23 protein-coding genes and 1 tRNA gene are annotated in these 23,602 nt (G+C 67.2%); 13 read left to right on the forward strand and 11 right to left on the reverse strand.

Annotation, left to right across the window (positions count from 1 at the left end):
• Positions 1 to 6: 6 nt before the first annotated feature.
• Positions 7 to 1,038: a chorismate transformation FkbO/Hyg5 family protein gene (locus tag EJO66_RS15915; protein ID WP_124959548.1), complete on the reverse strand. Its 1,032-nt coding sequence runs from the start codon at positions 1,036 to 1,038 to the stop codon at positions 7 to 9.
• Between the two features lie 2 nt (positions 1,039 to 1,040).
• Positions 1,041 to 1,829, reverse strand: a complete 789-nt coding sequence (locus tag EJO66_RS15920; RefSeq protein ID WP_124959549.1) for a class I SAM-dependent methyltransferase — start codon at positions 1,827 to 1,829, stop codon at positions 1,041 to 1,043.
• 118 nt (positions 1,830 to 1,947) lie between these two features.
• Here EJO66_RS15920 and EJO66_RS15925 point away from each other — a divergent pair, with 118 nt between their 5' ends.
• From EJO66_RS15925 to rng, 8 genes are read left to right on the forward strand one after another with little or no spacing between them, the layout of a single operon-like run.
• Positions 1,948 to 2,673 (forward strand): YebC/PmpR family DNA-binding transcriptional regulator, encoded by a 726-nt coding sequence (locus EJO66_RS15925; protein WP_125965578.1) that lies wholly within the window; start codon positions 1,948 to 1,950, stop codon positions 2,671 to 2,673.
• Positions 2,674 to 2,711: 38 nt separating this feature from the next.
• A complete protein-coding gene (gene purD / locus EJO66_RS15930; protein ID WP_125965579.1) occupies positions 2,712 to 4,010 on the forward strand; it encodes a phosphoribosylamine--glycine ligase in 1,299 nt (432 codons plus the stop codon).
• Positions 4,010 to 4,927 carry an oxygen-dependent coproporphyrinogen oxidase gene (gene hemF, locus EJO66_RS15935; RefSeq protein ID WP_124959552.1) on the forward strand — a complete coding sequence of 306 codons (918 nt, stop codon included), beginning with the start codon at positions 4,010 to 4,012 and terminating at the stop codon, positions 4,925 to 4,927. The genes purD and hemF overlap by 1 nt, the downstream gene beginning before the upstream one ends.
• Positions 4,924 to 5,553 (forward strand): nicotinate (nicotinamide) nucleotide adenylyltransferase, encoded by a 630-nt coding sequence (gene nadD / locus EJO66_RS15940; protein ID WP_124959553.1) that lies wholly within the window; start codon positions 4,924 to 4,926, stop codon positions 5,551 to 5,553. Before hemF ends, nadD begins: the two co-directional genes overlap by 4 nt.
• Positions 5,553 to 6,218: a ribosome silencing factor gene (gene rsfS, locus EJO66_RS15945; RefSeq protein WP_124959554.1), complete on the forward strand. Its 666-nt coding sequence runs from the start codon at positions 5,553 to 5,555 to the stop codon at positions 6,216 to 6,218. The genes nadD and rsfS overlap by 1 nt, the downstream gene beginning before the upstream one ends.
• Complete coding sequence (gene rlmH, locus EJO66_RS15950; RefSeq protein WP_012747795.1) at positions 6,215 to 6,682, forward strand: 23S rRNA (pseudouridine(1915)-N(3))-methyltransferase RlmH; 468 nt, start codon at positions 6,215 to 6,217, stop codon at positions 6,680 to 6,682. Before rsfS ends, rlmH begins: the two co-directional genes overlap by 4 nt.
• Positions 6,679 to 7,284, forward strand: coding sequence for a Maf family protein (locus EJO66_RS15955; protein WP_124959555.1), 606 nt, complete (start codon positions 6,679 to 6,681; stop codon positions 7,282 to 7,284). Before rlmH ends, EJO66_RS15955 begins: the two co-directional genes overlap by 4 nt.
• A gap of 7 nt (positions 7,285 to 7,291) precedes the next feature.
• A complete protein-coding gene (gene rng, locus EJO66_RS15960) occupies positions 7,292 to 8,818 on the forward strand; it encodes a ribonuclease G (protein ID WP_124959556.1) in 1,527 nt (508 codons plus the stop codon).
• Positions 8,819 to 8,825: 7 nt separating this feature from the next.
• Here the strand turns inward: rng and msbA are convergent, their stop codons facing one another.
• Complete coding sequence (gene msbA, locus EJO66_RS15965; RefSeq protein WP_124959557.1) at positions 8,826 to 10,610, reverse strand: lipid A export permease/ATP-binding protein MsbA; 1,785 nt, start codon at positions 10,608 to 10,610, stop codon at positions 8,826 to 8,828.
• Between the two features lie 161 nt (positions 10,611 to 10,771).
• On the opposite strand from msbA, the gene tolB reads away from it, so the two are divergent.
• From tolB to EJO66_RS15990, 5 genes are all read left to right on the forward strand, one after another.
• Positions 10,772 to 12,088, forward strand: coding sequence for a Tol-Pal system beta propeller repeat protein TolB (gene tolB / locus EJO66_RS15970; protein ID WP_164547834.1), 1,317 nt, complete (start codon positions 10,772 to 10,774; stop codon positions 12,086 to 12,088).
• Between the two features lie 25 nt (positions 12,089 to 12,113).
• On the forward strand, positions 12,114 to 12,632 hold the full coding sequence (gene pal / locus EJO66_RS15975; protein WP_124959559.1) for a peptidoglycan-associated lipoprotein Pal: 519 nt from the start codon (positions 12,114 to 12,116) through the stop codon (positions 12,630 to 12,632).
• A complete protein-coding gene (gene ybgF, locus EJO66_RS15980) occupies positions 12,632 to 13,381 on the forward strand; it encodes a tol-pal system protein YbgF (RefSeq protein WP_124959703.1) in 750 nt (249 codons plus the stop codon). The genes pal and ybgF overlap by 1 nt, the downstream gene beginning before the upstream one ends.
• 31 nt (positions 13,382 to 13,412) lie before the next feature.
• A complete protein-coding gene (locus EJO66_RS15985) occupies positions 13,413 to 14,243 on the forward strand; it encodes a tRNA threonylcarbamoyladenosine dehydratase (RefSeq protein ID WP_420856693.1) in 831 nt (276 codons plus the stop codon).
• Positions 14,244 to 14,303: 60 nt separating this feature from the next.
• Positions 14,304 to 14,379: transfer RNA gene (locus EJO66_RS15990), tRNA-Lys, on the forward strand.
• Between the two features lie 56 nt (positions 14,380 to 14,435).
• Here EJO66_RS15990 and EJO66_RS15995 read toward each other — a convergent pair.
• From EJO66_RS15995 to dapC, 8 genes are all read right to left on the reverse strand, one after another.
• Positions 14,436 to 15,152, reverse strand: a complete 717-nt coding sequence (locus EJO66_RS15995; protein WP_124959561.1) for a helix-turn-helix domain-containing protein — start codon at positions 15,150 to 15,152, stop codon at positions 14,436 to 14,438.
• Positions 15,153 to 15,533: 381 nt separating this feature from the next.
• Positions 15,534 to 16,037, reverse strand: coding sequence for a hypothetical protein (locus tag EJO66_RS16000; RefSeq protein ID WP_125965581.1), 504 nt, complete (start codon positions 16,035 to 16,037; stop codon positions 15,534 to 15,536).
• Between the two features lie 23 nt (positions 16,038 to 16,060).
• A complete protein-coding gene (locus tag EJO66_RS16005; RefSeq protein ID WP_125965582.1) occupies positions 16,061 to 18,025 on the reverse strand; it encodes an ABC-F family ATP-binding cassette domain-containing protein in 1,965 nt (654 codons plus the stop codon).
• A 145-nt stretch (positions 18,026 to 18,170) separates the two neighbouring features.
• Positions 18,171 to 19,052 carry a 50S ribosomal protein L3 N(5)-glutamine methyltransferase gene (gene prmB / locus EJO66_RS16010; protein WP_125965583.1) on the reverse strand — a complete coding sequence of 294 codons (882 nt, stop codon included), beginning with the start codon at positions 19,050 to 19,052 and terminating at the stop codon, positions 18,171 to 18,173.
• On the reverse strand, positions 19,049 to 20,224 hold the full coding sequence (dapE, locus tag EJO66_RS16015) for a succinyl-diaminopimelate desuccinylase (RefSeq protein WP_125965584.1): 1,176 nt from the start codon (positions 20,222 to 20,224) through the stop codon (positions 19,049 to 19,051). The genes prmB and dapE overlap by 4 nt, the downstream gene beginning before the upstream one ends.
• Before the next feature lie 16 nt (positions 20,225 to 20,240).
• Positions 20,241 to 21,389: a PilT/PilU family type 4a pilus ATPase gene (locus EJO66_RS16020; protein WP_062367027.1), complete on the reverse strand. Its 1,149-nt coding sequence runs from the start codon at positions 21,387 to 21,389 to the stop codon at positions 20,241 to 20,243.
• Positions 21,390 to 21,447: 58 nt separating this feature from the next.
• Positions 21,448 to 22,281: a 2,3,4,5-tetrahydropyridine-2,6-dicarboxylate N-succinyltransferase gene (dapD, locus tag EJO66_RS16025; RefSeq protein ID WP_124959566.1), complete on the reverse strand. Its 834-nt coding sequence runs from the start codon at positions 22,279 to 22,281 to the stop codon at positions 21,448 to 21,450.
• 44 nt (positions 22,282 to 22,325) lie between these two features.
• On the reverse strand, positions 22,326 to 23,537 hold the full coding sequence (gene dapC, locus EJO66_RS16030; protein WP_125965585.1) for a succinyldiaminopimelate transaminase: 1,212 nt from the start codon (positions 23,535 to 23,537) through the stop codon (positions 22,326 to 22,328).
• Positions 23,538 to 23,602: the final 65 nt, after the last annotated feature.

A 23,602-nucleotide genomic window follows, 5' to 3' on the forward strand; every position in this document is an offset into this window, starting at 1 on the left:
GCCGGGTCAGGCCCGCAGGCGACCCGGGGCGACGGCGTGGGCTTCGATCTCGACCAGCAGGTCGCTGCGGCAGATGTCCGCCTCCAGGTAGACCGCATGGCGGATCATCGGTGCGTCGGCGCCCAGCGCATTCTCGAGCACGCCGCGCACCTTGTCGGTATCGGCCGGATGCCGCACGTAGACCACGCAGTCGAGCATGGCAAGCGCGAACCTGGCCGTGGCCTGGCCGTTGGCGGCCGCGATCACGGCTTCGAGGTTGCGCAGCGTTTCGCGCGTCTGCTCCAGCACGTCGCCATGGTGCACGGTCTCATGGCCCACGATGCTTGCGGTGCCCGATATGAAAAGAGCCACCTCGCCATTGCCGATCTCCGCCAGCGCGGCGCGCGAGAAGGTGGGCGAGCGCGGGCCGTAGGTTTCCGGGTAGCGGTAGGCAGACACCTGGCGCGGGTTCTCGACCGGCATGGGCGCGGTCTGGCCGGCCAGGAAGCGGATCGACAGCGCCCCCTGGTGGATGCCCAGCGCACATGCCGCGGGCGCGCCCTCGAAGGCGGCGCGGCCGGCCTCGAAGAAAGCTTCCTGGCGCCCGAGGTTGAACTGGCGATAGCGTTCCAGCCCGCCGCCATCGGCATTGATCCGCGGCAGGTAGTTCCAGATGCGCAGCAGGTGCGGCGTGCCGGCCTGGTCGAGGGTCTTGAACAGGTCTCGGTAGGCGCGGTGCGCGAGATCCGCAAGGTCCTGCTTCTCGACCGATTCGTCGAGGTCGATGGCGCCGAGCAGCCAGTGTCCGTCGCTGCGCCAGCGGGCGATGCCGGTGGTGCTCGATGCAACCTGCCCACCGCTCACGTGCCACACGTCCGCCATGGCGCCTTGTCCGGAAAGAACGCGCGCATTGACGGTCGGCATCCAGGCCAGTTCATGCGGCGTGCCGTAGCCGAGCGCAGCAAAAGGCGCGCGGCCGTTGGCGGCCAGCGCAAGGCTGGCGGGCAGCGAAAGGCGCTCGACGCGCAAAGAGGAGGAGTTTTCGCCCTGGACTCGCACGGTCAGCCAGCCTCGACGGTGTTTTCTGGCTTGCGCGCCATGTATTCGGAGAACACGCCAAGGCTCGCATGGCGGCGCACGTCGGTGAAGCCCGCGGCGCGCAGCGCTTCCAGCACGCGCTCGGGCGGAATGCAGGCCTCGATGGTGTCCCAGTAATAGCGCCACAGCTCCGAGGTGTTGCTGCGGCGGCCGACCACCCGCGCGATCAGCGGCACCACGGCGCGCATGTAGGCCTTGAGCAGTGCGGTGGCGATGCGGCCGTTCGGCTTGGTGATTTCGAGCACCACCACGCGTCCGCCGGGGCGCAGCACGCGGTGAAATTCGCCGAAGGCGGCCGCCACGTCGCTGATGTGGCGCATGGCGTAACCCATGCTCACGAAATCGCAGCTGGCATCCGGCCGGGGCAGCGCTTCCGCCACGCCCTGGACCAGCTCGACGCCCGGCAGGTCGACCTGCTCCATCATTCCCACGCTGGGATCGACGCCGACCAGCCGGCCCGTCGGGCCGATGATCCTGAGGGCCTCGCGGGCGACCAGCCCGGTGCCGATGCCGACGTCGAGCACCTGCGCGCCCGGCGCGAGCCCGGCCTGCGACAGGGCGGCGCGGCGGTACGACGGACCGGTGCCGAAGGCGAGCACGCTTTCGATGCGGTCGTAGTCGGCGGCGGTGCTGTCGAAGATTCGCCGCAGGAATGCCTGGTGCTCCGCCTCGTTCTTGTAGTACAGCGGCAAGGGGGTGTGCGGCGGCAGGATGGTCGGATTCCCGGGCCCGACGGAAGGCGATGGCGTCATCGAAGGATTATCACCAAAAGACCTTGCCGCTTTGGCGCTGGCGCGCCGGCCGTTGTGCGCGCCGGACAGTAAACTCGGAGCTTGCTTTTGAAAACACAAGACAGCGAGATAGAAAGCCATGGCCGGACACAGCAAATGGGCAAACATTCAGCACCGGAAGGGCCGCCAGGACGAGAAGCGCGGCAAGCTCTGGACCCGCGCCATCCGTGAAATCACCGTGGCTGCCCGCGCCGGCGGGGGCGACCTCAGCGCCAACCCGCGGCTGCGGCTGGCGGTCGAGAAGGCCAAGGCGGTCAACCTGCCGATCGACACCGTCAAGCGCAACATCGACAAGGCCACCGGCAACCTCGAAGGCGTCAATTACGAAGAAATTCGTTACGAAGGGTACGGCATCGGCGGCGCGGCGATCATCGTCGACACCATGACCGACAACCGCGTGCGCACCGTGGCCGAAGTGCGCCACGCCTTTTCCAAGCATGGCGGCAACATGGGCACCGAAGGCTCGGTGGCCTTCCAGTTCAAGCACTGCGGCCAGATCATCTTCGCCCCCGGCACCAATGAGGACAAGGTGATGGAAGCCGCGCTCGAAGCCGGCGCCGAAGATGTGGTCACCGACGACGACGGGGCCATCGAGGTGATCACCGCCGTCGCCGATTTCGAAGCCGTCAAGAATGCGCTCGAAGCCGCCGGCCTCAAGCCCGAGGTGGCCGAGGTCACCATGCGCGCCGAAAACACGATCGAACTGACCGGCGAAGACGCGGCAAAGATGCAGAAGCTGCTCGATGTGCTCGAAGACCTGGACGACGTCCAGGAGGTCTATCACAACGCCGCGCTCTCCGAATGAATGAACATTGATCCACAGCGAATGAAGAAGGCCCACGAATGAAGGTACTGGTAATTGGAGGAGGGGGCCGGGAACACGCACTGGCGTGGCGGCTGGCGCAGGCCAGCCGGGTCAGCCGCGTGTATGTGGCGCCGGGCAACGGCGGCACCGTGAGCGACGAGCGCTACGACTGCATCGACATCACCGAGCCCGCCGCGCTGCGCGAGTGGGCTGTCAAGGAAAAGATCGCGCTCACCGTGGTCGGGCCCGAGGCACCGCTGGCGGCGGGCGTGGTCGACGAGTTCCGCGCGCACGGCCTGCGCATCTTCGGCCCCACGCAGGCCGCCGCGCAGCTCGAGAGCTCCAAAGCCTTCTCCAAGGCCTTCATGAAGCGCCACAAGATTCCCACGGCCGAGTACGAGGCCTTCACCGACGCCGCGGCGGCCCACGCCTACATCGACGCCAAGGGCGCGCCGATCGTCGTCAAGGCCGACGGCCTGGCCGCCGGCAAGGGCGTGGTGGTGGCCATGACCGCGCAGGAGGCACACGAGGCCGTCGACTTCATGCTGGTCGACAACAAGTTCGGTGTTTCGCACAACGACGGCGGCGCGCGCGTGGTCATCGAGGAGTTCCTGCAGGGCGAGGAAGCCAGCTTCATCGTGCTGTGCGACGGCAAGAACGTGACTGCGCTGGCCACCAGCCAGGACCACAAGCGCCTGCTCGACAACGACGAAGGCCCCAACACCGGCGGCATGGGCGCCTACTCGCCCGCGCCCGTGGTCACGGCCGAAGTGCATGCGCGTGCGATGCGCGAAATCATCCTGCCGACCATCCGCGGCATGGAAAAGGACGGCATCCCGTACACCGGCTTCCTCTACGCCGGCCTCATGATCGACGCCACCGGCCATCCCAAGACGCTCGAATTCAACTGCCGCATGGGCGACCCCGAGACGCAGCCGATCATGATGCGGCTCAAGTCCGACCTGTTCGAGGTGTTCTGGCACGCCACCGACGGCACGCTCGACCAGGTCGAGCTGCAGTGGGACCGGCGCGTGGCGCTGGGCGTGGTGATGGCGGCGCATGGCTATCCGCTTTCGCCGCGCAAGGGTGACCGCATCACCGGCATTCCGGCCGAGGCGCCCGATGCCGTGGTGTTCCACGCCGGCACCTCCCAGCAGGACGGCGAGCTCAAGACCAGCGGCGGCCGCGTGCTGTGCGTGACCGTGCTGGCCGACAGCGTGAAGCTCGCGCAGCAGCGGGCCTACGAGGTCGCCGCGCGCATCGGCTTCGACGGCGCGCAATACCGCAAGGACATCGGACACCGCGCGGTCCACGCGCGCAACACCCCGCACGCCTGATGCAACAGACCAACCCGGCAGCGGTCGGCGACTACCTGCGCAAGCTGCAACAGGACATCGTCGCGGCCGTCGAGGCGGCCGATGGCGAGGCCTGCGTGCGCGACGCCTGGCAAAAGGAGCCCGGCGAGGCGCTGCAGGGCAGCGGCCTCACCTGCATCCTGGAAGGCGGTGCGCTGTTCGAGCGCGCGGGCTGCGGGTTTTCGCAGGTGCGCGGGCCCAGGCTGCCGCCTTCGGCCACGCAGAACCGCCCCGAACTCGCGGGGGCGCCCTTCGAGGCCATGGGCGTTTCGCTGGTGTTCCATCCGCGCAATCCCTATGTACCCATCGTCCACATGAACGTGCGCATGCTGGCTGCGCTGCCCGAGGGCAAGGACCCGGTGTGCTGGTTCGGCGGCGGCATGGACCTCACGCCCTGCTACGGCTTCGAGGAAGACGCCGTTCACTTCCACACCGTGTGCCGCGACGCGCTCGCCGCCTTCGGCGACGACAAGTACCCCCGCTTCAAGACCTGGTGCGACGAGTATTTCTTCCTCAAGCACCGCAACGAGCAGCGCGGCATCGGCGGTATCTTCTTCGACGACTTCGCCGAGGGCGGATTCGAGAACGGCTTTGCCATGCTGCGCTCGGTGGGCAATGCCTTCCTGCCGGCCTACCTGCCCATCGCCCTGCGCCGCCGCGCCATGCCTTGGGGCGAGCGCGAGCGGGCGTTCCAGCTCTACCGGCGCGGGCGCTACGTGGAGTTCAACCTCGTGTGGGACCGTGGCACGCACTTCGGGCTGCAGTCGGGCGGGCGCACCGAATCGATTTTGCTGTCGATGCCGCCGCTGGCCAGTTGGGCCTACCGGCAGCAGCCCGAAGCGGGCAGCCCCGAAGCCGCGCTGTACAGCGACTTCATCGTGCGGCGCGACTGGTTGTGAACCCCACCGGCACGGCCCCGCGCATCGGTGTGTTCGGCGGCGCCTTCGATCCGCCGCACAACGCCCATGTCGCGCTGGCCGAGGCCGCGCTTTCGCAGCTCGGCCTCGCCGAATTGCACGTCATTCCCACGGGACAGGCCTGGCACAAGAGCAGGGCGCTGACACCGGCGCAAGACCGTCTGGCCATGACGCGGCTGGCCTTTTCCAGGCTGACGGGCACCGTGGTGGTCGACAGCCGCGAAGTGTTGCGCGACGGCCCCACCTATACGCTCGACACCCTGCATGAATTGCAGCTGGAACAGCCCGGCGCCCAGCTGGTTCTGATCATGGGTGCCGACCAGGCCAGCGCATTGCCGACATGGCACGGCTGGCAGGCTATACTCGGCATTGCTATTGTTTCTGTAGCGTATCGCGCATTATCGACGGGCGACACTGCTCGTTTTGATCCGAAGATGCTGCCCGGCCTGCCGGCTGGCGCGCGTTTCGAGGCGCTCGAATTGCCGGCCATGGACACCAGCGCCACCGACATCCGGCGGCGTGCGGCGTGCGGCGAGGACATTTCCTCGCTGGTTCCGCCAGCCGTTGCACGCTATATTGACCAACACCACCTTTACCGCCCTGCCTGATGACCACTGAAGCCTCCGCCAAGAAAGACACCCAGAAACTCCAGCGAGCCATCATCGATGGTCTCGAAGACGTCAAGGCGCAGGACATCCAGGTTTTCGACACCGAGCATCTCTCACCGCTGTTCGAGCGCGTGATCGTGGCCTCGGGCACCTCCAACCGGCAGACCAAGGCGCTGGCCGCCAGCGTGCGCGATGCCGTGCGCGAAGCCGGTTTCGGCAAGCCGCGCATCGAGGGCGAGGACAACGGCGAGTGGATCATCGTGGACTGCGGCGCGGCCGTCGCGCATATCATGCAGCCGGCCATCCGCCAGTACTACCACCTCGAGGAGATCTGGGGCGACAAGCCGGTGCGCGCCAAGCTCGGCGGCACCAAGCCGGCTCTTGCCACCGCCGCCAAGGTGATCGAGGAGAAGAAGCCGGTTGCGGCCAAGATGCCCAACCTGCGCCGCGCGAGCGCGGCCAAGACCGCCATCCGCGCGGCCGAGCAGGAAGCCAAGGCCGAGAAGGCGAGCCGAAGCCCGGCAAAGAAGACCGCCGCCAAGAAGGCGCCCGCCAGGAAGACCACGACCGCGCGCGTGCCGGTCAAGGTGGTCGGCAAACCCGCCGCCAAGAAGCCAGCCGCAAAGAAGGCGCCTGCCAAGAAGGCGCCTGCCCGCCGCGCATGAAGCTGCTGGTGGTCGCCGTCGGGCAGCGCATGCCCGACTGGGCGCAGACTGCCTGGGACGACTACGCCAAGCGCTTCCCGCCCGAGCTCAAGCTCGAGCTGCGCGCAGTCAAGACCGAACCGCGCGGCTCCAAGTCGCTCGAGACGCTTTACGCGGCCGAACGCGAACGCATCGAGGGTGCCATCGCCAAGGGCATGCGCATCGTCGTGCTCGACGAGCGCGGCACCGCACTCACCACCAAGGCGCTGGCCGCGCGCCTGCAGGCCTGGCAGGGCGAGGGCGACGACGTGGCCCTTGTGATCGGCGGCCCCGATGGCCTCGACCCCGCCTTCAAGGCCGCAGCCCACGAACGCATCCGCCTGTCCGACCTGACCCTGCCGCATGCGATGGCGCGTGTGCTGCTCGTGGAGCAGCTGTACCGGGCCTGGTCGGTCAACGCGGGCCATCCGTACCATCGGGAATGAGCACCGGCTTCATCTACCTTGCATCCCAGAGCCCGCGCCGCGCCCAGCTGCTCGGCCAATTCGGCGTCCGCCACGAGCTGCTGCTGGCCGGTGCCGACGAAGACGCCGAATCGCTCGAAGCGGTGCTGCCCGGTGAATCGCCGACTGCCTACGTGCAGCGGGTGACGGGCCTGAAGCTCGATGCGGCGGTCGCGCGGCGCAAGCGCCTGGGACTCGCCGATGCGCCGGTGCTCTGCGCCGACACCACCGTAGCCCTCGGCCGCACCATCCTCGGCAAGCCCGAGGATGCCCGCGATGCCGAGCGCATGCTCGCGCTTTTGTCGGGCACCACGCATCGGGTGCTGACGGCCGTGGCGCTGCAGCATGGCCGCCGGCGCCATGCGGCGCTCAGCGTATCGCGCGTGCGCTTCGCAACCATGACCCGCAAGCAGATGGCGCGCTATGCCGCCAGCGGCGAGCCGCTCGGCAAGGCCGGCGCCTATGCGATCCAGGGCGCGGCGGCTGCGTACATCGAGCACATCAGCGGGTCCTATTCGGGCATCATGGGACTCCCGATGTTCGAGACCGCGCAGCTTCTTCGCAGCGCCGGTTTCAATACCTAAGAATTCCATGCAAGACATCCTGATCAACTGGTCCCCGCAGGAGACCCGTGTGGCGCTGGTCGAGCACGGCGCGGTGCAAGAGCTGCACGTCGAACGCACGCTGGAGCGCGGGCTGGTCGGCAACATCTATCTTGGCAAGGTGTCGCGCGTGCTGCCGGGCATGCAGTCGGCCTTCATCGACGTCGGCCTCGAGCGCACGGCCTTCCTGCACGTGGCGGACATCGTGGCGCCGTTCACGCCGGGCTCGCGGCCGAGTGCGCCGGCCCCCGAGCGCGACCACCGCAACGGCGGGCCGATGGTGCCCATCGAGAAGCAGGTATTCGAAGGCCAGTCGCTGCTGGTGCAGGTGATCAAGGACCCGATCGGCACCAAGGGTGCCCGCCTCTCCACGCAGATCAGCATTGCCGGCCGGCTGCTGGTGTTCCTGCCGCAGGACAACCACATCGGCGTTTCGCAGAAGATCCCTTCAGACCAGCGCGAGTCCTTGCGTACACGCATGCTCTCGCTGATCGAGGCTGCCGCGGCGGCCGACAGCGGCGGCGTGGTGCCTGCCAACACCGGCGGCTTCATCCTGCGCACCAACGGCGAGGATTCGTCCGACGCCGAACTGGCAGAAGACATCGCCTACCTGCGCAAGACCTGGTCGCGCATCCGCGAGGCGTCGAGCAGGATGCCGCCGATGTCGCTGCTGCACCAGGACCTGAGCCTGTTGCAGCGCGTGCTGCGCGACATGACCAGCGAAGACACGCAGACCATCCGCATCGATTCGCGCGAGCAGTTCGAGGTGTTGCTCAAGTTCGGGCTCGAATACATGCCGCAGGCGGCCGGCAAGCTGCAGCACTACAAGGGCGAGCGGCCGATCTTCGACCTGTATTCGGTCGACGAGGAAATCGCCAAGGCGCTGGGCCGGCGCGTCGAACTCAAGTCGGGCGGCTACCTCGTGGTCGACCAGACCGAGGCGCTCACCACGGTGGACGTGAATACCGGCGGCTTCGTGGGCGCGCGCAATTTCGACGACACCATCTTCAAGACCAACCTGGAAGCCGCGCAGGCCATCGCGCGCCAGCTGCGGCTGCGCAACCTGGGCGGGATCATCATCGTCGACTTCATCGACATGGGGCGCGACGACCACCGCGAACAGGTGCTGGCCGAGTTCCGCAAGCAGCTCGCACGCGACCGCGTCAAGACCACCGCGGGCGGCTTCTCGCAGCTCGGCCTGGTCGAGATGACGCGCAAGCGCACGCGCGAATCGCTGGCCCACATGCTGTGCGAGCCCTGCGCGGCCTGCGGCGGGCAGGGCATCGTGAAGACGGCGCGCAGCGTGGCCTACGACGCCATGCGCGAGATCTTGCGCGAGGCGCGGCAGTTCACGCCGCGCGAGTTCCGCATCGTGTCGTCGCCGCAGGTCATCGAGCTGTTCCTCGACGAGGAAAGCCAGCACCTCGCGGGGCTGAGCGACTTCATCGGCAAGCCGATTTCCCTGCAGTCCGAGCCCGCGATCGGGCAGGGCCAGTACGACATCGTGCTGCTCTGAGGGCTTCTCAGAGCGTCGGGTCTTGCCCCGGCGTGGCGCTGCGCACCGCCAGCGTCTGCAGCCGGGCATAGAGCCCGTCCAGCGCCATCAGTTGCTCGTGGCTGCCTTGCTCGGCGATTCGGCCTTGCTCCATCACGATGATGCGGTCGGCATGCTGGATGGTCGACAGCCGGTGCGCGACGATCAGCGTGGTGCGGTTCTGCATCAGGCGCTGCAGGGCGTCCTGCACCAGCCGTTCCGATTCGGTGTCGAGCGCCGAGGTGGCCTCGTCGAGCAGCAGGATGGGCGCGTTCTTGTAGAGCGCGCGCGCAATGGCCAGGCGCTGGCGCTGGCCGCCGGAAAGCTGAGTGGCGTTGTGGCCGAGCACCGTGTCGATGCCCTGTGGCAGGCTTTCGACGTGGGTGGCCAGGTTGGCAGCTTCTATGCACTGCTGCACCCGCTCGCGATCGACTGCAGCGCCCAGCGCCACGTTGGCGGCCAGCGTGTCGTTGAGCATCACCACGTCCTGGCTCACCATCGCGAACTGCGCGCGCAGGCTCTTGAGCTCCCATTCGCTGGTGTCGTGACCGTCGAGCAGCACCTGTCCGCCGCTCGGCAGAACGAAGCGCGGCAGCAGGTTGACCAGCGTGGTCTTGCCGGAGCCCGAAGGGCCGACGAAGGCCACCACCTGGCCCGGCTCGATCGTCAGGTTCACGCCGTCAAGCGCGCGGGCTTCGTCCTCGCCGCGGTAGCTGACCCTGGCCTCGCGCAGCTCGATGCGGCCTTGCGCATGTTCGATGGCGAAACTGCCCTGCGGCTCCGGGGCCACCTCGTCGATCAGCACCAGGCCGCGTTCGAGCGCTGCGAGGCCGCGCGTGATGGGCGCGGCCATGTCCGCCAGCCGGCGGATCGGCGCGATCAGCATCAGCATGGCCGTGATGTAGGCCACGAAGCCGCCCACGGTCAGGCCCTGCTCGCCGCTCTGCCAGAGCGCGATCATCACCACCACCGACAACGCGAGCGCGGCCATCATCTGCGTGAGCGGCGTGGTGGCGGCCTGCGCAATGGTCGATTTCACGGCCAGCCGGTTCAGGCGCTGGCTCAGCTGTTCGAAGCGCTCGCCTTGCGCCGCTTCGGCCCCGTGCAGCCGCACCATGCGGTGCGCGAGCACGTTCTCTTCCACCACGTAGGCCAGTTCGTCAGTGGCCTGCTGGCCCTGCTGCGTCAGGCGGTACAGGCGCTTGGAGAACACCTTCATGATCCACGAGATGCTCGGCACCAGGAAGGCGACGATGAGCGTGAGTTTCCAGTTCAGATAGACCAGGTACGCGAGCAGCGCCACCAGCGTGAAGCCGTCGCGCGAAAGCCCGAGCAGGGCCTGCACCAGAAGCATGGAGCCGGTCTGCACTTCGTACACCACGGTGTTGGAAAGCGCGCTGGCCGACTGGCGCGAGAACAGGGCCAGCTCGGCCGCCAGCAGGCGCTGGAACAGCACGCGCCGCAGCCGCTGCATGCCTTCGTTGGCGATGCGCGAGAGTGCATATTGGGAAATGAACTGCGCGATGCCGCGCACCGCGAACAGCAGCAGCACGGCCGCCGGCACGATCCACAGCGCCAGCTGGCCGCGGTTGAAGCCGCGGTCGAGCAGCGGCTTCAGCAAGGCCGCCATCAAGGGCTCGGTGACGGCCGCCAGCAGGGCACCAATGAGCCCGACGGCCCACCAGTGGCGCGAGCCGCCGAACCAGGTCATGAGTCGCGCCAGCCGGCGTGTCAGGGGAGGGCGTGCGGTCTCACTGCCGGGGGATGCTTGCATGGCGGCGGATTCTACGGGGCCCACCGAAGGGCCCTCGGAGGGCTGCCGTGTAGGACCGCATCGCCCAATACACGTTTTGTGACGGCACGATCGAACCAGTGTGTAACATGTGGCCCGTCGCACCGGGTAGAACTTTTTGACCCGAAACATCTCCGAACCGCATGAACAAGCCGTTGCCAGTTTCCATTCCAACTCCTTCTTCATCGCTTTTTGCACGCCGCGCCTTGATTGCGGCTCTTGCTGCAACTCCCCTGCTGCCCGCGCTCGCCCAGTTCCGGGTCGAGGTTTCGGGCGTCGGGCTGACGCAGCTGCCCATTGCGCTGGTTCCGTTCAAGGGGCAGGACGCCTCGCCGCAGAAGATCTCCGAGATCGTGCAGGCCGACCTGGAGCGCAGCGGCCAGTTCCGCGGCGTCGATGCTTCGGGCCAAGCGCTGGATGAAGCCTCGCGCCCTGACCTCGCACTGTGGCGCCAGCGCACGGCCGATTCGCTCGTGGTGGGCAGCGTCACGCGCCTGGCCGACGGCCGCTTCGACGTGCGCTTTCGCCTCTGGGACGTGGTGCGCGGACAAGACCTCGGCGGCCAGAGCTACACCGTCCCGCAAGGCGACCTGCGACTCGCGTCGCACCGCATTGCCGACTACGTCTATGAAAAACTGACCGGCGACAAGGGCATCTTCTCGACCCGCATCGCCTATGTGACCAAGGGCGGCAGCCGCTATTCGCTGTGGGTGGCCGATGCCGACGGCGAGAACGCGCAGGCCGCGCTCGCAAGCCCCGAGCCCATCATCTCGCCGGTCTGGTCGTCCAACGGGCAGCAGCTGGCCTATGTGTCGTTCGAATCGCGCAAGCCGGTGGTGTACGTGCACAACGTGGCGAGCGGGCAGCGCCGGCTGCTGGCCAACTTCCGTGGTTCCAACAGCGCGCCAGCGTGGGCGCCCGATGGCGGCTCGCTGGCTGTCACGCTCAGCCGCGATGGCGGCTCGCAGCTCTACACCATCCCGGCGGGCGGCGGCGAGCCGCGCCGCCTGACCCAGAGCGCCAGTATCGACACCGAGCCCGTCTACTCGGCCGACGGCAGCACGATCTACTTCGTGAGCGACCGCGGCGGTGCCCCGCAGATCTACAAGATGAGCGCCAGCGGCGGTGCGCCGACCCGTGTCACCTTCAGCGGCACCTACAACATTTCTCCTTCTGTCAGCGGCGATGGCCGGTGGTTGGCCTACATCTCCCGCGTTGGCGGTGCCTTCAAACTCCATGTGATGGAGTTGGCCACCGGCAATGTCTCGGCCATCACCGACACCTCGGCAGACGAGAGCCCGAGCTTTGCCCCCAACAGCAAGCTGATCGTCTATGCAACGCACCTGCAAGGCCGCGAAGCGCTCATGACGACCACGCTGGATGGAAAAATAAAGGCACGGCTGGCGGGACAGGGCGGAGACATAAGAGAACCGGACTGGGGTCCGTTTCAAAAGCAATGATCAAGGTTTATTTGAGGAGTACCCAATGTTGAAACGTACGATTTATTCGCTGGCCATCGTGGCTCTGATTGCCGGTTGCTCGTCGGGCACCAAGCTCACCGACACCCCGGTGACCGACCGCTCCGGCACCGCCGGCGGCCAGCAGGGCAGCGCGAGCGCAGTGGCGCCCGTCACCATCGATCCCAATGCCGGTACCGCACAAGGTCCGGTCGGTATCGAACGGATCGTCTATTTCGACTACGACAGCTACACGGTCAAGCCCGAGTTCCAGTCCCTGATCGACGGCCACGCCCGTTTCCTCAAGGCCAACCCGCAGCGCCGCGTTGCCATCGAAGGCCATACCGACGAGCGCGGCGGCCGCGAGTACAACCTTGCACTGGGCCAGAAACGCTCCGAAGCCGTCCGCCGCGCGCTGACGCTTTTGGGCGTGAACGACGCCCAGATCGAAGCCGTGAGCTTCGGCAAGGAAAAGCCCGCGGTCCAGGGCTCGGGCGAAGAAGCCTGGGCGCAGAACCGCCGCGCTGAAATCCGCTACACCCGGTGATGCAGCGCACCCTGTTGCGAGGCGCGGCACTGGCTGCTGCCTTGCTTTGCGTTTCGGTCGGCTCGCAAGCTGCGTTGTTCGAGGATGACGAGGCGCGCCGCGCCATCCTCGACCTGCGGCAGCGGGTGGAGGCCATGCGCCAGCAGACAGACCAGCGGCTTTCTGACGAGAACGGCCAGCTGCGCCGCAGCCTGCTCGACCTGCAGAACCAGATCGAGCAGATGCGGGGCGATCTCGCGCGCATGACCGGCCAGAACGAGCAGCTGCAGCGCACGGTCAGCGAGATGCAGTCGCGCCAGGCCACCATCGACGACCGGCTCAAGCAGAACGAGCCGACGAAGGTTTCAGTGGATGGCCGCGAGTTCACTGCCGATCCCAAGGAAAAGGCCGACTTCGACGCCGCGCTCGGCATCTTCCGTGCGGGCCAGTTCGCCCAGGCGCAAACCGCGTTCGCCGAATTCGTCAAGCGCTACCCGCAAAGCGGCTACAACGCCTCCGCGTTGTTCTGGCTCGGCAACGCGCAGTACGCCACGCGCAACTACAACGAGGCCATCGCGAACTTCCGCTCCATGCTGTCGCTTGCGCCCGACCACGCCAAGGCTCCCGAGGCCGTGCTGTCGATCGCCAATTGCCAGATCGAGCTGAAGGACACGCGCGCCGCGCGCCGCACGCTGGAAGACCTGACCAAGGCCTATCCGCAATCCGAAGCCGCCCAGGCGGGCCGCGAGCGTCTCTCGCGCCTGCGCTAGCGACGGCGGAGCCCTCCGCTTGAACGCAGCCATCCTTCCTGATGCGTCGACCGCTGCCGCGAATGTCGTCACCGACACCGCGGCGCCCGACTTTGCGCGCCGCTTCGGCGGCCTCGAACGCCTGTACGGCGTGGCCGGTGCCGCGCGCATCCGCAACGCCCACGTGCTCGTCGCCGGCATCGGCGGCGTGGGATCGTGGGCGGTCGAGGCGCTGGCGCGCAGCGGCGTGGGGCGGCTCACGCTGATCGATCTCGATCACGTCTCGGAGTCGAACATCAACCGGCAGATCCACGCGCTCGATGCGACCGTGGGGCAGGCCAAGGTCGAGGCCATGCGCGACCGCATCGCGCAGATCAACCCCGACTGCAAGGTGCTCGCGCTCGATGAATTCGTGGAGCCGGGCAACTGGACGGCATTGCTCGACGCGGCGCAGGCTGCCAACGGGGCCGCGACGGCCGTCATCGATGCCTGCGACCAGGTCAAGGCCAAGCTCGCGATGGCTGCGTGGGCGCGTGCGTCGCGCACCGCCTTCGTGACCGTGGGCGCGGCCGGCGGCAAGCGGCAGGCGCACAAGGTCGACATCGACGATCTCGCGCTCGTCACGCACGACCCGCTGCTGGCCCAGCTTCGCCAGCGCCTTCGCAAGGAGCATGGCGCCCCGCGCGAGGGCCGCAAGATCGGCGTGGCCTGCGTCTTCAGCCGCGAGAGCGTCGCACCGCCCGATGCCTCCTGCGCCATCGAAGAAGGCGATGGTTCGCTCAACTGCCATGGCTATGGTTCGGTGGTGAGCGTGACCGCGACTTTCGGCCAATGTGCAGCAGGTTGGGTTCTCGACAAGATTGCGAGCAACGCCACGCTATAATCTTTGGCTTTGCCGGATTCAACGTCGGCAGAGAGAAAACGAAAAAGAAAAAATGGTTCCGGGACGTTAGCTCAGTTGGTAGAGCAGCGGACTTTTAATCCGTTGGTCACTGGTTCGAATCCAGTACGTCCTACCAGACCCATACAAGAAGCCGCTCCACCGAGCGGCTTTTTTATTGCCCGCAGATCGGCGTCAGTCCTCGTCTTCCCACTTCCCCACGACGGTGCCGAGCACCGTGAACGCGGCGCGGATCGGCTCGTGCTTGGGATTCAGCGGCAGCAGCCAGCGGCGGCCGTCTTCCTGCTTGAAGACCTTGAAGGTGACTTCGTTGCTTGCATCGAGCCTGGCAATGATGCGTTCGCCGTCTTCGGGCGCTGTTCGCTGCGTGTCGACGAAGATGATCGACTCCGCGGGATAGCTCTTCAGGTGGCCGTTCGGTGCGGTCATGCTGTCGCCGCGCACGCGCAGCGCGTAGGTGTTGCCGGGGCTGTGATGCGCAACGCAGGGAAGCCACCGCTCGGCCTGGACCGCTCCTTGGGCAGCGCCCTTCCATGAGGCGACCCGCGTCCATGCGATGAGGGGAACGGTGCCGGGCGTGCCGGGATGGAAGGACGGGCCCGACGGCGGCGTGCGCGTGACCCTGTAGGCGCCTGGAGGTTCGCTGGCGTTGTCGCGCGCCGTGCCTGGCTGGGGTACGTCCCACGGCGCGGGGCCGTCGCCGGTGTCGAGCCAGTTGGGATCGACGCGGTAGGCGCGCGCCAGCGCGAGCAGGGCCATCGAGCGGCCGGTGTCGCCGCGTTCTATCTTCGAGATGTTGGATTGCTTGACGCCTGAAGCCGCTTCGGCTTGCTTCTGAGTCATCCTGGCGTATTTGCGCGCTGCCAATGCGCGCGCTGCAATAGTCTCCATGGGCGCCGATTTAAGCGCAGGTGAATATTCGCTTTGGACTCTAGAATAGTTGAAAGGGAGTATTTGCCATGAAACCACGCAAGTTGGTGCTGGCGCTGAAAGCCGCGAGGCCGACGCACGAGCCAATCGAAGAGCGAGGCCATCACGCTTGCGGCGTGGTGCGGCGCCCACACCGTATTCACCTTCCGGGCTGAGTTGTGCGCAGGCTCCTGCCGCCGGGCCTGTGGCTCGACCGCGCGCTGTGCGCGCTATTGGCGCTGCTGTCCGTCGCGGCTCTTTTCCATGGATTTCGTTCGCAGAACGATGGCCTGGCCGGCCTGGGGATCGCAGGCCTTGTTGCCACGGGGTGGATCGGGACCGCGCTGTTCGACGACTGCGCCTTCAGTCGGGCGCGTGCGGTCCGGGAGGCGGTAGAGAAAGCGTCGCACTCACGCGCACGCAATCCTTGATGTGCTGCTCGCCCAAGGCGCGCAAGGCGGCGTAGCCGAGCGCAGCGGAAACGATCTGCCCGGCAATCGGTACGTACTTGGCGGCCTGCTTGGCCGTGAGCTTCACGCCGGCATGCCGCGCGAGCTTGATCAACAGGTCGCGCGTGACGAGCCTGCCGACCAGCAGCGCGCCAACGGTCGTGGCGGCCTTCTGGATGCGTTCGCGCTGATGCGGCGCAAGTTTTTCGACCTGGGTGACCGAAAGGCCGAATTCGGCGCTGATCTGCGGCACCAGGCGCGAGAGCAGGGCCGCATCGGCCGCCCAGTCGACGCCGGGCAGGGGAACGGCGCTGGCGGCTGCGGCCATCAGCGCCTTGCGGCCGATCAATCGGCGGCTGCGGTGGATGGCCGCGATCAGCTTTTCGTCACCACGGGCCAGTTCGATGGCAGATGGCATGCAGGGCGTCTCCTTCGGAAGGATCAGGCCGCGAGCGCCTCGAGCTGGTCCGACAGGGCCAGCCAGCGCTCTTCGAGGCGGCCGATTTCGTCGTTGAGGGCTTTCAGCCGCTTGCCCGCCTCGGCAATGTCGGCCGACGGCAGCGGCTGCGCCAGGCGAGCCTCGAGTGCGGTGCGTTCGGCGCCGGCCGCGGCCAGCCGTTCGTCGATCTGCGCGATCTCGCGCTTGATCGGCTTGGCCTGGTCGCTGCGCTGCTGGCGGTCCTGGGCGTCCTGCCTGGGCACCGGCGCGGCCGTGTTGGCGGCTTCGCGCACGGCCACCTTGGCTTCTTCGCGCAGGCGCTTGGCTTCATCGAGCAGGTAGCGCTGGTAGTCGTCGAGGTCGCCGTCGAAATCGGTGACGACGCCGCGGCCCACGAGCCAGAACTCGTCGCACACCGAGCGCAGCAGCGCGCGGTCGTGGCTCACCAGCATCAGCGTGCCTTCGAACTCGTTGAGCGCCACCGCCAGCGCTTCGCGCGTGGCCAGGTCCAGGTGGTTGGTGGGCTCGTCCAGCAGCAGCAGGTTGGGGCGCTGCCAGACCATCATCGCGAGCACCAGGCGCGCCTTCTCGCCGCCGCTCATGGTGCCCACGGGCTGCTTCACCATGTCGCCGCTGAAGTTGAAGCTGCCAAGGAAACCGCGCAGCGCCTGCTCGCCGGTGCTTTCCTTGACGGCGCTGCCCAGTTCGCGCGCCATGCGCACCATGTGTTCGAGCGGGTTGTCCTGCGGGCGCAGCACGTCGAGTTCCTGCTGCGCGAAGTAGCCGATGTTGAGGCCCTTGCCCTCGGTGACCTGGCCGGCCAGCGCGCCCATTTCGCGCGCAATGGTCTTCACCAGCGTGGACTTGCCCTGGCCGTTGGCGCCCAGGATGCCGATGCGCTGGCCCGCCAGCACCGAGCGGCTGACGCCGCGCAGGATGGTCTTGGGCTCTTCGCCTTCGCCACCTTCCGGGGCCTTGTAGCCGAAGCTCGCGTTGCTGATCGAGAGCATCGGATTCGGGATGTTGCCCGGCTCCTTGAACTCGAAGGTGAAGTCGGCCTCGGCCAGGAGCGGCGCGACCTTTTCCATGCGCTCCAGCGCCTTGACCCGGCTTTGCGCCTGCTTGGCCTTGCTGGCCTTGGCCTTGAAGCGGTCGATGAACTTCTGCAGGTGGGCGATCTTGTCCTGCTGCTTGGAGAAGGCCACCTGCTGCTGCTCCATCTGCAGCGCGCGCATGTCCTCGAACTTGCTGTAGTTGCCGCCGTAGCGCGTGAGCTGGGCGTTGGCGATGTGCAGCGTGACGTCGGTCACGGCGTCGAGGAACTCGCGGTCGTGGCTGATGACGATCATGGTGCCGGCGTACTTCTGCAGCCAGGCTTCGAGCCAGACGAGCGCGTCCAGGTCCAGGTGGTTGGTGGGTTCGTCGAGCAGCAGCAGGTCGCTCGGGCACATCAGCGCGCGGGCCAGCTGCAGGCGCATGCGCCAGCCGCCCGAGAAGCTGTTGACGGGCTCGTCGAGCTCGTGCGACTTGAAGCCCAGCCCGAGCACCAGCGCCTGCGCGCGTGGCACGGCGTCGTGCTCGCCGGCGTCGGCCAGGTCGGTGTAGGCGTGGGCCAGCTCCATGCCGATGTCGGCGTCGTCGGGGTTGGCTTCGTAGGCGGCCTCGATGGCCGCCAGCGAGGCGCGCAGCTCGGCCAGCCGGGTGTCGCCGCCGACCACGAAGTCGGTGGCCGACTCCTCGGTTTCGGGCATGTCCTGCGCCACCTGCGCCATGCGCCATTGCTTGGGCACGTAGAAGTCGCCGCCGTCTTCATGCAGCGAGCCGTTGAAGAGCGCGAACAGGGTCGACTTGCCGGCGCCGTTGCGCCCGACGAGGCCGACCTTCTCACCGGGATTGATGGTGACGGTGGCGCCGTCGAGCAGAACCTTGGCGCTGCGGCGAAGAATGACGTTTTTGAGAGTAATCATGAAATAGGAACCGTAGGGGTGATTATCCCGCCCGGCCCGTGGCGGCCTGGCGCGAAGGGGCAAATGGGGAGGACACACCCGGAAAAGGAGGGCCGCAGCCGTGGCTGCGAGAACGCGGCGGAAAAAGGGGCGTGGGCGGGCGCAGCTAACGCGCGCCGGCGCCGGCCAGCAGCGCGGTGCGGGTCACGAGCAGGACCTGGTCCTCGCCCGCGGAGGTTTCCAGCCACACGACTTCGAGCTGCGGGAAGGCCGCTTCGAAGTATTCACGCTCATTGCCGATTTCCAGCACCAGCACGGCCTCTTCGCTCATGCGCGAAGGGGCATCGGCGAACAGCTGGCGAACGAAGTCCATGCCGTCGGCACCGCCGGCCAGCGCCAGTTCGGGTTCGGCGCGGTATTCGGCGGGCAGGGCGGCCATGCTCGCGCTGTTCACGTAGGGCGGGTTGCACAGCACCAGGTCGTAGGGACCGGGCAGGCTGGCGAGGCCGTCGGATTCGACCAGCCTGATGCGCGCATCGAGCTGGTGGCGGGTGACGTTGATGGCCGCGACCTCGAGCGCCTGGGCCGACAGGTCGGCGGCATCGACCGTGATGTCCGGATAGGTCATGGCCGCGAGCACTGCCAGGCTGCCGTTGCCCGTGCACAGGTCGAGCACGCGCTGCGTGTGCTCGCCCAGCCAGTAGTCGATGCTGCCGTCGGCGATCAACTCGGCGATGAAGCTGCGCGGCACGATGGCGCGCTCGTCCACGTAGAAAGGCACGCCCTGCAGCCAGGCCTCCTTGGTGAGGTAGGCGGCGGGCTTGCGCGTGGCGATGCGTTCGTCGAGCAGCGCGGCGACCTTGCCGGCATCGGCGGGCGAGACGGCCTTGTCGGCGACGGCGTCGATGTTGTCGAGCGGCAGCTTCAGGCGCCACAGCACCAGCCAGGCGGCTTCGTCGAAGGCGTTGGCCGTGCCGTGGCCGAAGGCAACCCCGGCTTCTTCCAGCCGCCTGGCGCCGGCCTCGATCAGCTCGATGACCGTGCTCATCTGGCGAGCGACGCTTCGAGGCGCTCCAGCATGCGCTTGTAGATGTTCTTCAGCGTCTCGATCTCGGCCACGTCGATGTGCTCGTCGATCTTGTGGATGCTGGCGTTGACCGGGCCGAGCTCGACCACCTGCTTGCAGATCTTGGCGATGAAGCGCGCATCGCTGGTGCCGCCGCTGGTCGAGAGCTCGGTGGTGATGCCGGTTTCGTCGGCAATGGCCGCCTGCACCGCGGTCACGAGTTCGCCGGGCGTCGTGAGAAAGGGCAGGCCGCCAATGGTCCAGGCGAGCGTGTAGTCCACGCTGTGCGCATCAAGCACCGCATGCACGCGCTTCTGCAGCGACTCGGGCGTCGATTCGGTCGAGAAGCGGAAATTGAAGTCGATGACCGCGCTGCCCGGAATCACGTTGCTTGCGCCGGTGCCCGCGTGAAAGTTGCTGATCTGCCAGCTGGTGGGCTGGAAGTACGCATTGCCTGCATCCCAGCCGCCCGCGGCGTTGATGGCCACCAGCTCCGCCAGCGCGGGCGCCACGGCATGCACCGGGTTCTTCGCCAGGTGCGGGTAGGCGATGTGGCCCTGCACGCCATTGACGGTGAGCTTGCCGCTCATGGTGCCGCGGCGGCCGTTCTTGATCATGTCGCCGCAGCGCTCGACGGCCGTGGGCTCGCCGACGATGCAGTAATCGATGGTTTCGCCGCGCGCGGCCAGCACGTTGCAGACGATGACCGTGCCATCGACGCCCGGGCCTTCCTCGTCGCTGGTGAGCAGGAGCGCGAGCGTGAGCCTGGGATCGGGCGTGGCCGCGAGGAATTCCTCGATGGAGACGACGAAGGCCGCGATCGAGGTCTTCATGTCGCACGCGCCGCGGCCATAGAGCTTGCCGCCGCGGTGGGTGGGCGTGAAGGGGTGGCTGGTCCACTGCTCGACCGGCCCCGTGGGCACCACGTCGGTGTGGCCTGCGAACACCAGCGTCTTTGTCGGCGCGCTGCCGGCCGGGCGGCGCACCGCCCACAGGTTGGTCACGCGGAAATCGGCCGGGCCGCTTTCGATGGTCTCAAGTGTGAAGCCCAGCCGTGCCAGCCGTTCGCCGAGGATCTGTTGGCAGCCCGCATCCTCGGGGGTGACCGAGGGGCGCGAGATGAGTTGTTCGGCGAGCTGGAGGGTACGGGACATCGGCGGAAGGCTGTGTTCAGAACTTCACGTCGAGCGTGATGTCGGTAAAGGTGGGCTCGTCGACCTGGTCCGTCAGGTTGCGGTCTTCGGTCTTCTGCTTGGGCGCGGCGCGGTTCTGCAGCCGCCACATCAGGTTGGTGGGCGAGTCGGCCTGGGCCAGGCCTTCCTCGCGCGTGACGCGCTCTTCGGTGATGAGGCGGGCAATGTCTTCCTCGAAGGTCTGCGAGCCTTCCGCCATCGACTGCTCCATGGCTTCCTTGACGGCGGAGAAGTCGCCCTTTTCGATCAACTCGGCCACCAGGGCCGTGTTGAGCATGACCTCGAGCGCGGGCACTCGGCCGCCGGTGGGCGTGCGCAGCAGCCGCTGCGACACGATGGCACGCAGTGCCGAGCCCAGGTCGCCCAGCAGCGTAGGGCGCACCTCGACCGGGAAGAAGCTCAGGATGCGGTTGAGCGCGCGGTAGCTGTTGTTGGCATGCAGCGTGGCCACGCACAGGTGGCCCGACTGCGCATAGGCAATGGCCGCGGTCATGGTTTCGCGGTCGCGGATCTCGCCGATCTGGATCACGTCGGGCGCCTGGCGCAGCGCATTCTTGAGCGCGACCTGCAGCGACTCGGTGTCGCTGCCCACGTCGCGCTGGTTCACCAGCGATTTCTTGTTGGTGTAGGTGAACTCGATGGGTTCTTCCACCGTGAGGATGTGGCCCGTGGCGTGTTCGTTGCGGTAGTCGAGCATCGAGGCCAGCGTGGTGGTCTTGCCCGCGCCGGTCGCGCCCACCATCAGGATCAGGCCACGCTTCTCCATGATGAGCGTCTTGAGGATGTCGGGCAGGTTCAGGTCGGCAAAGCTCGGAATGGTCGAGGCGATGTGCCGCACCACCACCGCATAGCTGCCGCGCTGGCGCATGGCGCTGATGCGGTAGTTGCCGGCGCCCTCGAGCATCACGGCCATGTTGAGTTCGCCGGTTCGCTCCAGCTCCTGGATGCGGGCTTCGGGCACCACTTCAGCCAGCAGCGCGAGCGGCGCGGTGGCCGGCAGCACCTGGGCGTTGATCGGCACGCAGGTGCCGTTGAGGCGGATCAGCACCGGGGAGTGCGCCGAGAGATAGATGTCGGAGGCCTTGCGCTCGGCCATCAAACGAAGAATCCGTTCCATCATGTTCATCGGTCTCTCTCCTCGGGTGCTGTTGTTTTCTAAGGGGACAAAGGCAGGAGCCTGTCGATCAGTCGCGCAGCAGGTCGTTCAGGCTGGTCTTGGAACGCGTTTGCGCATCGACCGTCTTGACGATGATCGCCGCGTAGGTGCTGTAGTCCTGGCCCGACTTGGTCTTCTTGGGCAGGTTGCCGCTGATGACGACGCTGCCGGACGGCACGCGGCCGAAGGAAGTCTCTCCGGTGTCGCGGTTGAAGATCGGGGTGCTCTGGCCGATGTACACACCCATGCCGAGCACCGAGTTTTCCTCGATCACGACGCCCTCGACCACTTCGGAGCGCGCGCCGATGAAGCAGTTGTCCTCGATGATGGTGGGACCGGCCTGCAGCGGCTCGAGCACACCGCCGATGCCGACGCCGCCCGACAGGTGCACGTTGGCACCGATCTGCGCGCACGAACCCACGGTGGCCCAGGTGTCGACCATGGTGCCTTCGCCCACGTAGGCGCCGATGTTCACGTAGGAGGGCATGAGGATCGCGCCCTTGGCGATATAGCTGCCGCGGCGGGCCACGGCCGGCGGCACGATGCGAACGCCCGATTCCTTCAGCTCGTTGGCCGACAGGTGCGAGAACTTGGTGGGCACCTTGTCGTAGAAGCCCAGCGAGCCAGCCTGCATCTGCTCGTTGTCCTTCAGGCGGAACGACAGCAGCACGGCCTTCTTGATCCACTGGTGCACGGTCCACTGGCCCACGCTTTCGCGCGTGGCGACGCGCAGCTTGCCGTTGTTGAGCTCGGAAATCACGTGCTCGACGGCGTCGCGCACTTCGGCAGGGGCGGCGCTGGGCGAGATGTTGGCGCGGTCTTCCCACGCGGCGTCGATGATTTGTTGCAGTTGCTGGGTCATGGAGAAAGTCTCGTGTGAAAAATGGGTGCGGGCGGAAAAGCGGATCAGCGGCGGGCGTCCTTGCAGAAGCGGACGATGCGCTGGGCGGCTTCCACGCATTCGGCCGTTTCGGCCACCAGGGCCATGCGGATGCGACCCCGGCCGGGGTTGGCGCTGTGAGCCGTGTCGCGCGCCAGATAGCTCCCCGGCAGAACCGTCACATTGTATTGAGCGTAGAGCGCGCGGGCGAAGGCTTCGTCGTCGCCAGCCCACACTTCGGGAATGTCGGCCCAGAGATAGAAACTGGCGTCAGGCAGGCGCACGTCGAGCACGGGTTCGAGCAGCGGCGTGACGGCCGCGAACTTGGCGCGGTACTGGGCGCGGTTGTCCACCACATGGGACTCGTCGCCCCAGGCCGCGATGCTGGCCGCGGCCACGGCGCCGCTCATGGCGCTGCCGTGGTAGGTGCGATAGAGCAGGAACTTCTTGATGATGGCCGCGTCGCCCGCCACGAAGCCGCTGCGCAGGCCGGGTACGTTGCTGCGCTTGGACAGCGAGGTCAGCGCAATCAGGTTCCGGAAGTCGGGCCGCCCGAGCTTCACCGAGGCTTCGAGTCCGCCGAGCGGGGGCTCGTCGCGGAAATAGATCTCGCTGTAGCACTCGTCGGCGGCAATCACGAAACCGTGGCGGTCCGACAGATCGAAGAGCCTTTTCCATTCGTCCAGCGACATCACCGCGCCCGTCGGGTTGCCGGGCGAGCAGACGAACACCAACTGCGTGCGGGCCCAGACGGCCTCGGGCACGCTGTCCCAGGCTACCGCGAAATTGCGCGCGGGCACGCTGGCCACGTAGTACGGCTCGGCGCCCGAAAGCAGGGCCGCGCCCTCATAGATCTGATAGAACGGATTGGGCGACACCACCACCGGCTGCGGCGAGACGGTGGGGTCGACCACGGTCTGCGCCAGCGAGAACAGGGCTTCCCGTGAACCATTGACAGGCAGCACCTGCGTGGCCGGGTCGAGGGCGAGGCTGTAGCGGGTTTTCAGCCAGTCGGTGAAAGCGGTGCGCAGGGCCAGGTCGCCCGCGGTCGCGGGGTAGGCAGCCAGCGCGCCGAGGCTGGCGCTCAGGGCGTCCTTGATGAAGCCTGGCGTGGCGTGCTTGGGTTCACCGATGCCCAGGCTGATGGCCGGGAACTCGGGGTTGGGCGTGACGCCCGCGAACAGTTGCTTCAGCCGCTCGAAGGGATAGGGTTGCAACCGGGAAAGCAGGGGATTCATGCCCGGGATTATCGGTGACAGGTGTTACCGCTCCTGCCGAGGCGGCTACTGACAGCCATGGCGGC

The sequence above is a fragment of the Variovorax beijingensis genome, from assembly GCF_003951285.1.
Taxonomy (GTDB): Bacteria; Pseudomonadota; Gammaproteobacteria; order Burkholderiales; family Burkholderiaceae_C; genus Variovorax; species Variovorax beijingensis.